Here is an 11942-nt window from a genome sequence, read left to right as displayed (position 1 = left end):
AGGCCACAGGCACCGGCGGTATTGGTGAAATCAGTTCATTTCGGCCCGGATCTGCTGGCGCAGAACGTCGATCGGCACCGTCTTGCCGTCGCGTTTGAAGCACCAGTAGGTCCAGCCATTGCAGGACGGTGCGTTTTCCAGATGCGCACCCACCTGATGGATCGAGCCCTTGACGTTTTGTCCAACCAGCGTGCCGTCGGCGCGAACCTTGGCCTTGTGGCGCTGGTTCATCGAATACAGTTCCTCACCCGGGCGCAGCATCCCGCGTTCGACCAACTGACCGAAGGGCACGCGCGGCTCGGCGCGTTTGCTGGCGCTGACCTCCAGCGCCTCGCGGTCGAATTTGCGGACCTTCGAAATCCGCTTCTCAGCCACCTTGCGATAGCTTTCCTCGCGCTCGATGCCGATGAATTCGCGGCCCAGCATCTTGGCGACGGCGCCGGTGGTCCCGGTGCCAAAGAACGGGTCCAAAATCACATCACCCGGATTGGTCGAGCCGATCAGTACACGGTGCAACAGCGATTCCGGTTTCTGCGTCGGATGCGCCTTGTCGCCGTTTTCGTCCTTCAGACGCTCATGCCCGGTGCAGATCGGCAGCACCCAGTCGCTGCGCATCTGCACGCCTTCGTTCAGCGCCTTCAACGCTTCGTAGTTGAACGTGTATTTCGCGCCTTCGCGTTTCGACGCCCAGATCATCGTTTCATGCGCGTTGGTGAAGCGTTTGCCGCGGAAATTCGGCATCGGGTTCGACTTGCGCCAAACAACGTCGTTCAAAATCCAATATCCTGCGTCCTGCAGGGCCGAGCCCACGCGGAAGATGTTGTGGTAGGAGCCGATCACCCAGATCGCGCCATTGGGCTTGAGCAGACGATGTGCCGCCTTCAGCCACTCGCGGGTGAACTGGTCATAGGCGCCAAAGCTGGAAAACTGATCCCAGTGATCGTCGACCGCGTCCACCTGGCTGTTGTCGGGGCGGTGCAACTGGCCTTTCAACTGTAGATTATAGGGCGGATCCGCAAAGATCAGGTCCACCGACGCCTCGGGCAGACTGTTCATCACTTCGATGCAGTCCCCGGATAGAATCGTGTTTAAAGGGAGCGCTTTTGCGCCCTTTTTGGTGGTTGTTGTCATTTTACTGCCTCAAGTATCCACGGCGCTTTTGCGCTCATTTGGTTGAGACAAGGATGAGTCAAAGACGATTCGCCGTCAATTTCTTTTTTGAATCAGCGACTTACGATTTACTCTTGATACAAGATATTGTGTACCGGCTTGAACGAACGTCTATGGTGTGGGGTCACACCAAGATTTTGCAGGGCTTCGCGATGTTGTTTCGACGGATAACCCGCATTTGTCTCCCAGCCATAGCCGGGATGCTGTTGCGCCAAATCCACCATCAGTTGATCGCGCCAGTTTTTGGCAATGATCGAGGCTGCCGCAATCGACACCGAATGCGCATCACCTTTCACCACCGCCAGCGCCGGGATCGTCAACCCGCGCGGAATCATGTTTCCGTCGATCAGCAGGTAATCCGGCGGCGGGTCCAGCGCCGCCACCGCGCGTTCCATCGCCAGATGCGAAGCACGCAAGATGTTGTGTTCGTCGATCTCGGCCACCGAGGCCGCGGCCACCGCGACCTCGGCCCGGTCACGTACGGCAGCCTCAAGCGCTGCGCGGCGTTTGGCGGTCAGCTTTTTGGAATCGTTCAACCCCTCGGGAATGTCCTCGGGGTTCAGGATCACGGCCGCAGCAACAACCGGCCCGGCCAGCGGCCCGCGCCCAACCTCATCCACGCCCGCGATCCGCAGGTACCCCTGCGCCGCAGCTGCATTCTCAAATTCATAATCCGGTGTCGTCATACCCCCGGAAAACCGTGTTTCACCACCCACCGCAAGAAAAAAGAGAGGGCAGCTTGCGCCACCCTCTCCCTGCACGGCACTTCTGTGGCGCCGCTCCTGCTCGAAAACTGTTACTTGTAACTCACCCGGTATCCGTTCTGGCGCAGGCAGCCAGGGTGGTATGCCCGCTTGACCTTTTTGCCATTCCAGAACCTGACCTTGCACTGGTCCGGCAGGCTATTGCTGTATTTGTAATGCTTGCTCAGGCAGTTCTTGCCCAACAGCGGTTGATCAGGCGAGAACCCGTGGAAAGTGCGCAAGCATCGTTGCGGCAGGTTATAACGCGCGACCCGCTTCGGCAGCGGGCGTATGTCACGCGGCCTGCGTTGCGGTTTTGTGTACACGTGATCTTGCGGCGCCTTATATACCTGATTGTAGTTGTGCGTAACGGTGTTCTTCTTGTTATTGTCATTCAAGTGCTTCACCGCAACGCCCAGCAGCGCGATGGCTGCCAATCCACCAAGGATATCTTCGACATCGGCCGCCCGCGCCTGCGACGCCGAAATTCCGGTGATGGCAACCGCAGAGGCCACGATCAGGGCGATGAATTTCTTATGCATGGTGCTTGTCCTTCAGAAGTCTCAGGTGGCCCGTTTGCGGGCCGTGTGCTCGATGCCCTGACACTGGGTGCTCGCTGTCCAGACAAGCAATAACGACCCCCTGTTATCCGATATCAGCCCCGCCAAACCCCTTGGGTTATTGAATATCGTGGCAACCCATGCGCAGGATGCGGCCTATGAAACAGATCCTCTCTTCTCTGGCCCTGCTGGCCCTGATATCGCTTGGCTCTGCCGCTGTGGCGGCCGATTGCTATGCGGATTACAAAGCCAAACAGGACAATCCGCTGCGCCTGCACTACGGCGTGATGCAGGTTTCGGCCTGCGACAAGGGGCAGGCAAAACGTGAAGTCGCCCAGCGCCTCAAGGGCACGGGCTGGACCCTGCTGAACGTCATGTCCGTGTTCGGACCGGACGGGTTGGAGAAAAGGAAGGCCAATGCCGGACAATTCTATCTCCGTTACTGAGGCCCGCCGGTCCGGTGTCAGACTGGTCGGCGCGGGCATCGCGGCGATCGTGTTGATTCTGATAACGGCGGCGATCTTTCTGTTCTGGACCTTGCCCGACGCAAACGCCTTCAACGCGCGGGTTGAGCGGCTGTTTATCGAAAGCGACCTGACCTCGCAGACTGAAATCCGGCTTTTGGAGATTCTGGCACAATCCGGCACAGCCTTTGCCGACACGTTGTCCAGCTATCGCATGGTGATCTTCGTGCTGCTGGTTTTCGCCACCGCTATGCTGGTGACCGCGCTGGTGTTTCTGGTGATGTTGGTGTTGCTGAACCGCCGGATGGCACAGATCGAACGCACTGGCATTCAGGTCACCTCTCTGCTGATCAGCCGCGAGGAAAACACCGTCTACCTGAACAATATGGATTTCAAATTGACCCCGGCGGCGATGGAGACCCTGTCGGTATTGGCCGAATCCCGTCTGGATGATGAGGTCCTGTCGGGCGTGCAGATCGAGGCGATGATATCCGGCAAAGACGCCGCCGAATGTGATGAGGCCGCAGGCGCCACCCGGATCAAACGGCTGCGCGATGCCCTTGGCAACCAGATGGTCAGTGAGTTGCTGGTCAAGAACATCGCCAAAAAAGGCTATATGCTGTCGATCGAAAAAGACGTGATCCAGATGGTCTGATCCTGCCGCGTCGCACAGGGCACGTTCGATAAAATGCCGGTGACACCCCTTGGAATGCGGCAGTGAAAGGCCCATCCTATAAAGACTCGCGTCAGGGAGTCTGATGATGAATGTGCACACCACCCCAAAGACCAAAGGTTATGGCATCTCGGTCGAAGAGCTGACCGGGCGGGTTGCGATCTACCGCGACGACATCCTTCTTGCCGAAAGCAGCAACGCCAAGGTCATGTATGAGACGCGGCTGCCGGCCACGATCTATATCCCGCGGGACGACGTCTGCGTCGATCTTGGCGACGAAACCGAATTGCAGACCTTTTGCCCCTTCAAAGGCACCGCGACCTATCACGATGTCATTCTGGATGGCCAACAACTGGCCAATTCCGTCTGGGCCTATGAGGACGCCCTGCCCGAAAGCGCGGCCATTCAGGGCCATATCGGCTTTATGCCCGGCGCCTATACGCGGATCGATCTGGGCGAGAACGATCTGCGCGACCCCGAGGATGGCAATATCAGCGGCCCGCTGATCGACTGGCTGATGCGCGGCGCGTCCGAGAACCAGACCCCCGAAGCCTTTACCAAAGCCCTGGCTGAAAAGATGCTGGAGCACGGCATCGCCATCCAGCGGCTCAGCATTCTGGCCTGGTCGCTGCATCCGCTGATCGCGGGCAAACACTATATCTGGGAAAAGGGCGCGGCTGAGATCTCGACCAATGTGCCCACCTATGAAATTCACGACCACCCGGCCTATATCAACAGCCCCCTGCGTCATGTGTCGAACGGGCTGGGCGGGGTGCGTCAGCGGCTGAACGACGAAAATCCGCAGAACAGTTTTCCGATCATGGAGGATTTGCGTGCCAAGGGGGCAACCGACTACGTCGCCATGCCGCTGCCGTTTTCAGACGGGCGAACCAACGTTCTGACCCTGACCTGCGACCACCCGGACGGGTTTACCACCGAAAATCTGGGGCTGGTGTTCGAATGCTCCTCGGTCATTGCCCGGTTTTACGAGGTCTTCATGCAGCGTGAAAACGCGCAGGTGTTGTTGGAAACCTATGTGGGCAAACGTTCCGGCGCGCGCGTTCTGGGGGGTGAAATCCGGCGCGGGGACGGCGATGAGATCGACGCCGCGATCATGTTCTGCGACCTGCGCAATTCCACCAGCCTGGAAGAACAGCTGGGTCGATCCGCCTATATCAACCTGCTGAACGAGTTTTTTGAGACCGTGTCCGGCATCGTGCATGAAAACGGCGGTGAAGTTCTAAAGTTCATCGGCGACGCTGTACTGGCGGTGTTCCCGGCCGGCGACGACGCTGAATCGGCGCGCTGGAATGCCCAGCGTTCCGCCATCGAAATCGTCGAAAAACTGGGCGAGCTGCGCCAGTCCGGTTCTGACACTCATTGCGATTGCTCGATCGGTGTTGCCTATGGCCGGGTCACCTATGGCAATGTCGGATCACGCGAAAGGCTGGATTTCACTGTCATTGGACAGGCTGCAAATGTGGCAGCCCGATTAGCGGAATATGGCAAAAATGTAGGCCACCGTATTGTCGTCTCGGCCGATATTCAGCCAGCCTGCGCCAACGCGGTGCCGCTGGGGGATGTCAAACTGCACAACGTGTCCCTGCCGGTCACTTCCTTCGCCCTCCGAACCTCAGCAGATGCGGTTTTGAGCAGCTAGCTTTTTAGGCAGGTATCGCTGACAGATTGGAACCCGCCCGACCAATACCACCATCACGCCCCCAACAGGATCAGTGCGGTCTGAGCAGGTGAAATCGTGCTCTGCAACTGCGCAATCTGGCTGCGGGCAAGATACCGGTCCGTCAGTTGCGCCACCGCCGCCTCATCCGTAAACTGCGACAGATCATCCGATCCGGTCACACCCGACAGCCTGTCTTTGAACACCTCAAGCTGCCGGTCGATATCCAGCTGGGCGAAGCTGGACGGCAAGCCAAGCGCCGTTTCCATCATGCTGCGCAACGGAGGCAAGCTCATCAAATCAAACCACTTGGTATCCGCACTGCCGCTTTGTCCGGCCAGATCGACCAGAGCGTGCTGAGCGTACAGCGCAATCCGCATGGTTTCGTCAGACTCGCCCACCGCGATTTCGAACCGGGACACATCGTTGTCGCGCGCAATGTCTTCCATGAAGGTTACCAGCCCCGTCCGGCGTATTTCCCCCGGCCCCAGGCCAAACGCCTCGGAAAACTCCCGGTACCTGCCGTCAGACAACCTGTTCGACAGCGCATCATCGGCGCTGGTGCCATCGGACAGCACCTTCTGGATGAAGTAACGGTTGTTTACATCACCTTCCAAACCGAAGGCGCCCAGCGCGACCTGCAGCAAGCGGCGATCCGACACCAGATCCTCGGCCGTTTGCACCTTGCCGATGTTTTCCAGAAAATACTGCCGTTCCCTCTCGTTGGCAGATGACGACGAAAAGCTGTCGAGCTGCGCGTCATAGGTGCGTTGCAGAAACCGCCAGCCCACAAGGCCGCCCGTAGGGATGACAGGCTGGAACGTCATTGCTGATACGCCATCAACCGTTCTTCGCGCGGCAATAGCGCACGCAGAGATTTCAGACACTTGTAATACTGCTCAGCCAGCAAAGCCTCTGTCGCCTCGGACAGCACCCTTCGGCTGTCTGCGTCGGTAAAGACCTGGCTCAATTCCTCGACCCGGCGCAGCAGCTGCTGGCGGGCCCGTTCAGGCTCCATATCGCCCGACAGCACAAGCTGAGCGGCGTAGCAGACCCGCCGTACCGGGGTGTTCACCTCGTCCGGGTGGATGGCGTCCCGCAAGCGCAGGACGTTGGCATCGGGCGTCATGATTGAGAACCGGCTGCGGCGATCCCCGTTTTCAACAACCACGCCGTTGATCAGCACCCTCTCTTTCGGTGCCAGTTTCAGAACCAACCCACCCATCAGGTGGCCCCCATTTGCCGCAGGCCGCGCAGCACCGCCATGTTAATCTCAAGCAAAGGTTCCACGGTCGCCTTGTTGCCCAGAACCTGGCTGCTGTGCTGTTCGGTGAACTCGGCCAAATAGAAAATCCGTGCGCGCAGCTCGTTAGGCAAGGCGTTGTCCGAATCCGTGACACCGCTGGCCAATACGGTCCAAAGACGGCGATTTTCGTGCAGCGCCTGAACGAACCCGCCAAAATCTGTTTTTCGCCGGGCGGCAGCGGCCTTGAGCCGGTGCGTGATCTTCGAAATCGCCTCGTATTCGGTGTCGCGCGGTGTGCGCGTGGGGGCGGCGGTCTGCGCATAGGCTCGCTGTGCAAGAGTGTGCGGTGTCACTTGAAATCCTTCCAATAGTCCGTCTTTTGGCGGTCAGGGCCGGGGCGCGCTTCCACGCCCCGGCCAGGTTCCGGAGATTAACGGAACAGAGACAGGATCGACTGCGGCGCCTGGTTGGCGATCGACAGCGACTGGGTGGCCAGCTGCTGCTGCACCTGCAGCGCCTGAAGACGGGCCGAGGTCTCTTCCATGTCGGCGTCAACCAGCGAACCGATACCGGATTTGAACGAGTCCGACAGGTTCGAGATGAACTCTTTCTGGGTCTCGATCCGGCTCTGCGACGAACCGAAGGCAGCCGAGGCGTCAATCGATGTGTCGATCAAGGTTTCAATCGTTGCCATAGCGGCAGTTGCGCCAGCGCCGGTTGAAACGTCAATGCCGGTCAACGCGCCCAGACCACCCGAACCTGCATTCACGTACTGAGCCGAGAATGAGACGTCATTGCCAGTTGCGTTGGTGACCGACAGTGTACCCTGGGTGCCCGAGTCATAATCGACGGTCAAACCTGTGATACCCAATTCTTCGATCTTTGCCTTCAGGCCCACAGCGACAAGGTCACCGGTGGTTGTCGCAGCGGCGTCCGCAGCCGAGACGGTGTAGGACACAGTCTGATCGTTAATCGCGACAACAACCTTGTCACCTGCGGCAAAAGTACCGCTGGATTCATCTGTCACCAGCGCGGTTGCCGAAGTTGCACCATTGTCGATGGTCGCACCCACCCGGTCATTGCCGGTCGAGGCGCCTGTCGAACCGTCAAACACCTGAGCCGCAGTATAGCCGCCGGTCGACAGGTTCTGACCGGCCACAGAGATCGACGAAGCGGTCACCGCACCCAGGTTGTCACGATCCAGCGAGGCCAGGATCGACGCAGAACCTGCAGACCCGTCCACCAGGTTCAGACCGTTGAACTGCGCTGCGCTGACAACCGAGTTGATCTGATCTTTCAGAGCCGACACGTCGTCGTTGATCTTGCCACGATCCACGTTGTCTTCCTGCGCCGCGACGATCTTGCCCTTCATCTGGGTCAGCAGATCGGTCACGGTTTCCGAGGCGTTCCGGGCCACTGCAACGGTCGATTCACCCAGCGCTAGGCTGTCCTTGATCGCGTTGAAGCCCTTTACGTCGGATTCCATGACTTTGGAGATCGCCCAGACGGCCGAGTTGTCTTTCGCAGTTGCAACGTCCTTACCGGTCGAGATCGCGTTCTGGGTCTGTGCCAGGTTCTTGTTGACCGATTTCAGAGTTTGCAGCGCAACCATTGCGCCATTGTTGGTCAGAATGCTGGACATAGCTTTCTTCCTTTTCCGTTCGGGCCCTTTGCGCCCATGCTTACCCCGCATCACATGCGGGCTTTGACGTCTTTCTGATCAGTGCGATCCGCCGTCGGGCTGTTCGCGCCACCTGCTGTTTCCAGGTGCCCGACCACCTTTGCCCCTGATCCCCTAACGGAGTGCTAAAGCGTCCAAGCCAGAAAATTCGGATTTGAATCAAACCCGCCGCTATGCCCGTTTTTCCAGCTTTGCATGGTGGCGCACGGTGTATCCGTTGCGCTGACCGTCGGCGCCATAGGTGCTGAATTCCTGCCGCACGCGGCGCAGCTCGGCCATACGGCTGGCCACGGCGCGAATCCCCTCGGCCGCGCTGTTCAGCAAGGCCTGGTTGCGCTCTACCTTCTCCTGCAGGCGAATCAACTCGGCACTGTCAAAGACCTGAAGCTCATTGATTGCCCCGATCAGCTTTTCCTTTTCCGGCGCCATGTGATTCAGCCGGTCCAGGTCACCGTCGACAAGCGCGGTACGCTCAAGCTCCAGCACTTCTTCCAAGGACTTAATCAGGTCGGTGTCAGCTTTGGTCGGCATTGGTTTTCTCCATCATGGACTGGAACAGAATTTCGGACAGGCCGACGCCACCGGATTCGGCCAGGGCGCGCGCCTGATGCTGCACAAGGAATGAGGAAAACTGGTCCTCCCCCGTGCCGCCGCCAAAGGATTGGCGCGCCTTGCCCAACCCCGAGGCCTTGAGCATTTCTGCCAGAAACGCCGCCTCCAACTCGACAGCGGCGGCCTGTACTTTCTGAGTTGCCGCCGGTGGTTGTGGGACGGGAGGGGTCGCAGAAACCTTCATTGCTTTCTCCGAAATTTGCATCGAACTTTCTTGATCAAAGGCGAAAGCGGTTAAAATAAACGTAACTTCCTGCAGGCAGATTTCCGGGTACACAAAAGGAGCCGGAGCAAAATGCCCAACCCTCTTTCAGCGGTGATATCCTCACCAACCGCCGCCGCGAAACCCGATGCGACCGCGCATGAGGCACGCGAATCCAAGGGCGGTATGTCCTTTCAAACGGTCATGGATCGGGACACCGAACCGCAATCCGATGATGCTGAGACAACTGATCTTCTGGTTCAGGACCCGGATGCGGCGTCAGAGCTGGAGGCCATCGCGGAAGAGGTCGAGCCGACAGGCATCGCTGTTGCTGCGGATGACCAGCCCCCTGCCGAAATCCGCCCCGTTGCTGCCGAGGCGATTCCAGACCCTGCATTGAAAGCGACGCCCAAAGAGCCGTCCGTGATACCTTCGATCGATCAGGCTGACGCCGAAACGACCGGGGACAAGCAACCGGGTCTTGCACAGGCTGAACTGCCGCGAACGGCTGAACGCCCCGCGCAACGTTTGGTTCCGCCGGTCTTTCAGGCGTTGATTTCAGGGGGTGACCAGCCGAGGCGACCATCTGAAAACACCCCTAGGCCAACGAGCCTTCCGATGGGGTCAATCATAACGAACCCGCGCCCGAAAGAGATGCCGGTTTTATCGGTCGTTACCGACCCGGATCGGGGCGCGACGCATGCCGCGTCCGCGGCTGAACCGAAGCCGAACCATCCCGGAACAGCTGATCGCGCACCGACAGTTATGCAGGTGCAGTTTCTGGCATCCGACAAATCGCAAGTTCAGGCCGAAACACAGCCGATTCCCGAAGTCGAGGACATGCAGGCCGCCAGAGAAGCTCCGACGCCGTCTGCCACGCGCGAATCGGGGCCTGCGGCTCAGGCCATGACAGCCACCGCCCGCGCAGAAACGGCGCGCGCCATCGCATCTCAGATGGCAACCGCCATCAATGTAAGGTCGCAATCCGGCGCCATCGAGGTTGCGCTGAACCCCGAAGAACTGGGGCGTGTCTCAATCGTTCTGAATGGCCGCGACGATGGTTTGCACCTGACAATCAGCGCGGAACGCCCCGAGACGCTGGACATGATGCGGCGCCATCTCTCGGTTCTGGAAGCCGAGTTCCAGAACTTCGGTCTGGGCGATCTGTCCTTTGATCTGGGAACATCCGCCGATGCGCAGCACGACGAATCTGACGGGGGTGAGGGCAACGAGTTCTCGGCCCCTCAACCCGAGCACGTCGCCGAGGCAGGCCCGGCGCACCCAAACATGGCCCCTGACGGACGAATCGACATAAGGCTTTGACCATGATCACCCCAACGCAATCGACGACCCAGTCCACCACGTCTGCTCAGGCGGCACCCAGTTCGCAAGCCGCATCCGTGGCATCCGATTTCGACACGTTCCTGTTGCTGATGACCACCCAGGCGCAGAATCAGGACCCGTTGGAACCGATGGATTCCAGTGAGTACGCCTCGCAACTGGCGCAGTTTTCGATGGTTGAACAGCAGGTGCAAACCAACGAGGCGCTGTCCGGGCTGGTGCTGTCGCTGGGTGGCGTCAAGCTGGAAGAGCTGGCCAATTGGGTCGGCATGGACGTTAAGACCACCGCGGCGTTTCACTTTGACGGTGAGCCTGTGACCCTGTCCGCGCAGGCTGCAACGGCGGCCGACGGTGCCGTGATGGTCATCCGTGACAGCAAGGGCACCGAGATTGAAAGGATTTCCGTACCGGTGACACAAACAGACTTTGTCTGGGCCGGAACAGCGAGTGACGGCAGCCCGTTGCCGGCAGGCAGCTATATGGCGACACTGGAAAGCTATGAAGGGGATGAGTTGCTGTCGACCCAACCCGTCGCAGCCTACAATCAGGTGGTTGAAGCACAAGTCGGGGAAGACTCGGTCTTGCTGACGCTGGAAAGCGGTCAGGTCGTACCGGTAGGAATGGTAACAGCGGTTCGCGCCGGAGCTTGATCTGCAGGGCGCGACGGGCCAAACCTGTGCAACCTGCGACTCGCTTTTTGTATCGGTGGCCCCTCTGTCTGACCCGATTACCCCTCCGTTGGATCTTGTTGATGACCTGCGCGATCAGGGTCTGATTGCAGGGAATGCGCGATTTCAGACCCTGTATGGCGGGCGCACCAATCAGGTCTGGAAGGTGCTGGAGGAAAACGGCGGCAAGGTGCTGAAACTATATCGTGACGGGCCGCGCAATCCGCTGTTCCGCAACGATGCCGAGTTGGAAGCGCAGAGCCTGACGGCATTGGAGCCAACCGGTTTTACCCCGCGCCTGCGCGCAGCCGGTCAGCATGAGCATGGCCGATGGGTGTTTTACGATCATGCGCCGGGTTCTCCGTGGCGCAAGGGGGCGGCTGAAGTGGGAAAGCTGCTGCGCAAGTTTCACGCGCTCGACCTGCCCGTACAGGCCCCAAAAGGGTGTAACGGCAGCGCTGATCTGGCCAGACATGGGCAGAATATTCTTGATGGATGCCTTTCGCCAACACGGCTTCGGCTGGGCCAATTGCAACCCGACGGGCAAGTGCCACCGACCGCCAACACCTGCCTGATCCACGGCGACCCGGTTGCCGGGAACATTCTGACCTCACCGTCCGGCCTGACCCTTATCGACTGGCAATGCCCGGCGCAGGGTGATCCCTGTGAGGACCTGGCTTTGTTCCTGTCCCCGGCGATGCAGCACCTGTATCGGGGCGCGGCTCTGACGCAGGCAGAAGAGCGTGAGTTCCTGTCCGCCTATGGCCACACGGATACGCTGGAACGGTTTCAGACACTGCGCCGATGGTACGCATGGCGGATGGCGGCCTATTGCCTGTGGCGGATCGAAAATGGCGCGGCCGACTATGCCGAAGGGTTGGAGTTGGAGCTGGCAACGCTCTGA

Annotated in this window: 15 protein-coding genes; 6 read left to right on the top strand and 9 right to left on the bottom strand. The window is 59.4% G+C overall.

What is annotated here, in order from left to right:
• Positions 1-30 precede the first annotated feature (30 nt).
• From ACOQFT_RS04120 to ACOQFT_RS04110, 3 genes are all read right to left on the bottom strand, one after another.
• On the bottom strand, positions 31-1131 hold the full coding sequence (locus tag ACOQFT_RS04120) for a site-specific DNA-methyltransferase (RefSeq protein ID WP_170328082.1): 1101 nt from the start codon (positions 1129-1131) through the stop codon (positions 31-33).
• Positions 1132-1238: 107 nt separating this feature from the next.
• On the bottom strand, positions 1239-1856 hold the full coding sequence (locus tag ACOQFT_RS04115; protein ID WP_421596767.1) for a ribonuclease HII: 618 nt from the start codon (positions 1854-1856) through the stop codon (positions 1239-1241).
• Between the two features lie 110 nt (positions 1857-1966).
• Positions 1967-2455: a hypothetical protein gene (locus ACOQFT_RS04110; protein ID WP_421596766.1), complete on the bottom strand. Its 489-nt coding sequence runs from the start codon at positions 2453-2455 to the stop codon at positions 1967-1969.
• Between the two features lie 176 nt (positions 2456-2631).
• Here ACOQFT_RS04110 and ACOQFT_RS04105 point away from each other — a divergent pair, with 176 nt between their 5' ends.
• From ACOQFT_RS04105 to ACOQFT_RS04095, 3 genes are all read left to right on the top strand, one after another.
• The gene (locus ACOQFT_RS04105) at positions 2632-2919 is read left to right on the top strand and encodes a hypothetical protein (protein ID WP_421596765.1); all 288 of its coding nucleotides are present in this window, start codon (positions 2632-2634) and stop codon (positions 2917-2919) included.
• Positions 2891-3592: a winged helix-turn-helix domain-containing protein gene (locus tag ACOQFT_RS04100; protein WP_421596764.1), complete on the top strand. Its 702-nt coding sequence runs from the start codon at positions 2891-2893 to the stop codon at positions 3590-3592. Before ACOQFT_RS04105 ends, ACOQFT_RS04100 begins: the two co-directional genes overlap by 29 nt.
• A 106-nt stretch (positions 3593-3698) precedes the next feature.
• Complete coding sequence (locus ACOQFT_RS04095) at positions 3699-5270, top strand: DUF427 domain-containing protein (protein WP_421596763.1); 1572 nt, start codon at positions 3699-3701, stop codon at positions 5268-5270.
• A 53-nt stretch (positions 5271-5323) separates the two neighbouring features.
• Here ACOQFT_RS04095 and ACOQFT_RS04090 read toward each other — a convergent pair whose 3' ends face one another.
• From ACOQFT_RS04090 to ACOQFT_RS04065, 6 genes are all read right to left on the bottom strand, one after another.
• Complete coding sequence (locus tag ACOQFT_RS04090; RefSeq protein WP_421596762.1) at positions 5324-6115, bottom strand: DUF1217 domain-containing protein; 792 nt, start codon at positions 6113-6115, stop codon at positions 5324-5326.
• Positions 6112-6513, bottom strand: coding sequence for a flagellar biosynthesis repressor FlbT (gene flbT, locus ACOQFT_RS04085; protein WP_352996402.1), 402 nt, complete (start codon positions 6511-6513; stop codon positions 6112-6114). The genes ACOQFT_RS04090 and flbT overlap by 4 nt, the downstream gene beginning before the upstream one ends.
• Positions 6513-6887 carry a flagellar biosynthesis regulator FlaF gene (gene flaF, locus ACOQFT_RS04080; RefSeq protein ID WP_421596761.1) on the bottom strand — a complete coding sequence of 125 codons (375 nt, stop codon included), beginning with the start codon at positions 6885-6887 and terminating at the stop codon, positions 6513-6515. Before flaF ends, flbT begins: the two co-directional genes overlap by 1 nt.
• Before the next feature lie 77 nt (positions 6888-6964).
• Complete coding sequence (locus tag ACOQFT_RS04075) at positions 6965-8176, bottom strand: flagellin (protein WP_421596760.1); 1212 nt, start codon at positions 8174-8176, stop codon at positions 6965-6967.
• A 210-nt stretch (positions 8177-8386) separates the two neighbouring features.
• Positions 8387-8746, bottom strand: coding sequence for a flagellar biosynthesis protein FlgN (locus ACOQFT_RS04070; protein ID WP_421596759.1), 360 nt, complete (start codon positions 8744-8746; stop codon positions 8387-8389).
• Entirely contained in the window at positions 8730-9011 is a 282-nt protein-coding gene (locus ACOQFT_RS04065; protein ID WP_421596758.1) for a rod-binding protein, read from the bottom strand. Before ACOQFT_RS04065 ends, ACOQFT_RS04070 begins: the two co-directional genes overlap by 17 nt.
• Before the next feature lie 111 nt (positions 9012-9122).
• Between ACOQFT_RS04065 and ACOQFT_RS04060 the strand changes: the two genes are divergently transcribed.
• The 3 genes from ACOQFT_RS04060 (at position 9123) to ACOQFT_RS04050 (ending at position 11942) form a co-directional block, all read left to right on the top strand.
• Complete coding sequence (locus tag ACOQFT_RS04060) at positions 9123-10352, top strand: flagellar hook-length control protein FliK (protein WP_421596757.1); 1230 nt, start codon at positions 9123-9125, stop codon at positions 10350-10352.
• A 2-nt stretch (positions 10353-10354) separates the two neighbouring features.
• Positions 10355-11020 carry a flagellar hook capping FlgD N-terminal domain-containing protein gene (locus ACOQFT_RS04055; RefSeq protein WP_421596756.1) on the top strand — a complete coding sequence of 222 codons (666 nt, stop codon included), beginning with the start codon at positions 10355-10357 and terminating at the stop codon, positions 11018-11020.
• Between the two features lie 88 nt (positions 11021-11108).
• Positions 11109-11942 (top strand): phosphotransferase, encoded by an 834-nt coding sequence (locus ACOQFT_RS04050; protein ID WP_421596755.1) that lies wholly within the window; start codon positions 11109-11111, stop codon positions 11940-11942.

Origin of the sequence: Ruegeria sp. MALMAid1280 (genome assembly GCF_049195285.1) — a bacterium.
Lineage (GTDB): Bacteria > Pseudomonadota > Alphaproteobacteria > Rhodobacterales > Rhodobacteraceae > Ruegeria.
Note: the sequence above shows the minus strand (reverse complement) of the source record. Positions and strands in the feature narration are given on the sequence as shown.

Bases quoted from the DNA above. Each gene is read 5' to 3' on its own strand.
- flbT (WP_352996402.1), bottom strand. From the start codon at position 6,513: ATGGGTGGGTTGGTTCTGAAACTGGCACCGAAAGAGAGGGTGCTGATC.
- ACOQFT_RS04110 (WP_421596766.1), bottom strand. From the start codon at position 2,455: ATGCATAAGAAATTCATCGCCCTGATCGTGGCCTCTGCGGTTGCCATC.
- ACOQFT_RS04075 (WP_421596760.1), bottom strand. From the start codon at position 8,176: ATGTCCAGCATTCTGACCAACAATGGCGCAATGGTTGCGCTGCAAACT.
- ACOQFT_RS04070 (WP_421596759.1), bottom strand. From the start codon at position 8,746: ATGCCGACCAAAGCTGACACCGACCTGATTAAGTCCTTGGAAGAAGTG.
- ACOQFT_RS04090 (WP_421596762.1), bottom strand. From the start codon at position 6,115: ATGACGTTCCAGCCTGTCATCCCTACGGGCGGCCTTGTGGGCTGGCGG.
- ACOQFT_RS04115 (WP_421596767.1), bottom strand. From the start codon at position 1,856: ATGACGACACCGGATTATGAATTTGAGAATGCAGCTGCGGCGCAGGGG.
- ACOQFT_RS04100 (WP_421596764.1), top strand. From the start codon at position 2,891: ATGCCGGACAATTCTATCTCCGTTACTGAGGCCCGCCGGTCCGGTGTC.
- ACOQFT_RS04120 (WP_170328082.1), bottom strand. From the start codon at position 1,131: ATGACAACAACCACCAAAAAGGGCGCAAAAGCGCTCCCTTTAAACACG.
- ACOQFT_RS04065 (WP_421596758.1), bottom strand. From the start codon at position 9,011: ATGAAGGTTTCTGCGACCCCTCCCGTCCCACAACCACCGGCGGCAACT.
- ACOQFT_RS04060 (WP_421596757.1), top strand. From the start codon at position 9,123: ATGCCCAACCCTCTTTCAGCGGTGATATCCTCACCAACCGCCGCCGCG.
- ACOQFT_RS04055 (WP_421596756.1), top strand. From the start codon at position 10,355: ATGATCACCCCAACGCAATCGACGACCCAGTCCACCACGTCTGCTCAG.
- ACOQFT_RS04095 (WP_421596763.1), top strand. From the start codon at position 3,699: ATGAATGTGCACACCACCCCAAAGACCAAAGGTTATGGCATCTCGGTC.
- ACOQFT_RS04105 (WP_421596765.1), top strand. From the start codon at position 2,632: ATGAAACAGATCCTCTCTTCTCTGGCCCTGCTGGCCCTGATATCGCTT.